2 protein-coding genes are annotated in these 2,039 nt (G+C 72.0%); both read right to left on the bottom strand.

Annotation, left to right across the window (positions count from 1 at the left end; translation table 11 throughout):
- The coding region (locus tag Q4F04_RS15695) for a histidine ammonia-lyase (RefSeq protein WP_303370720.1) at positions 1 to 1,135 on the bottom strand (1,135 nt) is incomplete at its 3' end.
- A partial coding sequence (gene hutI / locus Q4F04_RS15690; protein ID WP_303370719.1) for an imidazolonepropionase occupies positions 1,129 to 2,039 on the bottom strand: 911 nt, incomplete at its 5' end. The genes Q4F04_RS15695 and hutI, both read right to left, overlap by 7 nt.

Here is a 2,039-nt window from a genome sequence, read left to right as displayed (position 1 = left end):
CGCTGTTCAGTCCCGGCGCGGGTGTCAGGAAGGGCGGCAGGTTGAAGTTCAGCGCCGGGTCCACCATCAGCGCGATCCGGCGCTGCGCGATCGATCCGATCTCGGCCACAGCGAGCGCGATCTGGTCGGCGGCGAAGGCCACCGGCTCGGCATGGAAGTTCCCGCCCGAGACGATGCTGCCGTCCGACAGGACCAGCGGGTTGTCGGTGACGGCGTTCGCCTCGACGAGCAGGGTGCGGGCGGCAAAGCGCAGCACGTCCAGCGCAGCCCCCGTCACCTGTGGTTGGCAGCGGATGCAGTAAGGGTCCTGCACGCGGCTGTCGCCCTCGCGGTGGCTTTCGCGGATGGCGCTGCCCTCCAGCAGGGCGCGGATGGCGGCGGCGACCTCGATCTGGCCTTGGTGGCCGCGCAGAGTGTGGATCTCGGCCCGCGTCGGCGCGGTCGAGCCCATGATGGCGTCGGTGGACATCGCGGCCGTCACGACCGCCGCGCGGGCGCAGGCCATCGCGCGGAACAGCCCGATCAGCCCCAGCGCGGTCGAGAACTGGGTGCCGTTGATCAGCGCGAGCCCTTCCTTGGCGCCCAGTGTCACGGGGGCCAGCCCCGCCCGCGCCAGCGCCTCGGCGCCGGGCAGGCGCTCATCGCCGACGAAGGCGTCGCCATGGCCGATCATCACGGCGGCCATGTGCGCCAAGGGCGCCAGGTCGCCCGAGGCGCCGACGCTGCCCTGCTCGGGGATCACCGGGGTCACGCCGCGCGCCAGCATCGCCTCGATCAGTTCGACGATGACGGGCCGGACGCCCGAAGCGCCGCGTCCCAGCGACAGAAGCTTCAACGCCATCATCAGCCGCACCGCCGCTCGGTCCAGCGGGTCGCCCACGCCGCAGCAATGCGACAGGATCAGGTTGCGCTGCAGCGTCGCGGTGTCCTCGGGCGCGATGCGGACCGAGGCGAGCTTGCCGAAGCCGGTGTTGACGCCATAGACCGCCGCGCCCCCTGCAGCAGCCGCCTCGATACGGGCGGCCGAAGCTTCGATGGCGGGCCGCGCGGCGGCGTCCAGACGCACCGCCAGCCCCTCGCGCCAGATGGTTTCCAATTGCGCCAGCGTGGCGGCGCCGGGGGTCAGGGTCAGCATGGTTTGCCCTCGAAATAGCGGCGGTGAAGCGGGTTGAAGCCGATCCGGTAGGTCAGTTCGGCCGGATGGGCGACGTTCCAGACGGCAAGGTCGGCGCGCAGGCCGGGCTCAAGCCGCCCGCGGTCGGCAAGCCCCAGCGCGCGGGCGGCGTTGGCGGTGACGCCGCGCAAGGCTTCCTCGGGCGTCAGGCGGAACAGCGTCGCGCCCATGTTCATCGCCAGCAGCAGCGAGGTCAGCGGCGAGGTGCCGGGATTGCAGTCGGTCGCCAGGGCAAGGGTGGTGCCCGCCTGGCGGAAGGCGGCCATCGGCGGCATCTGCGTCTCGCGCAGCGCATAGAAGGCGCCGGGCAGCAGGGTCGCCACGGTTCCGGCCCGCGCCAGGGCGGCGGCGTCCTCGGCATCGGCATATTCGACGTGATCGGCGGACAGCCCGCCCCGCCCCGCCACCAGCCTGCTGCCGCCCAGATGCGACAGCTGCTCGGCATGCAGCTTGACCGGCAGGCCCAGTTCGGCGGCCACGTCGAACAGCCGCGCCATCTGCGCGACGGAAAAGGCGATGCCCTCGCAGAAGCCGTCCACGGCATCGACCAGCCCCTCGGCATGGGCCTGCCGCAGGCCGGGAATGGCGACCTCGTCCAGGTAGGCGTCGGGACGGTCCTTGTATTCGGGCGGCACGGCATGGGCGGCGAGCCAGCTTGTGACGATCCGCACGGGGCGCTCGGCCGCAAGGCGGCGGGCGGCGCGCAGCATCTTCATTTCGTCCGCGATGGTCAGCCCGTAGCCCGACTTGACCTCGACGGTGGCCGCGACCTCGGCCAGCAGCGAGTACAGGCGCGGCAGCGCCGATTCGACCAGCTCATCCTCGTACGCGGCGCGGGCTGCCGTGACGGTGGACAGGATGACGA

It is taken from the genome of Paracoccus sp. (in: a-proteobacteria) (assembly GCF_030536915.1).
In the GTDB taxonomy this organism is placed as follows: Bacteria; Pseudomonadota; Alphaproteobacteria; order Rhodobacterales; family Rhodobacteraceae; genus Paracoccus.
The sequence above is the reverse complement of the archived record's forward strand: the minus strand, read 5'-3'. Positions and strand labels throughout refer to the sequence as shown.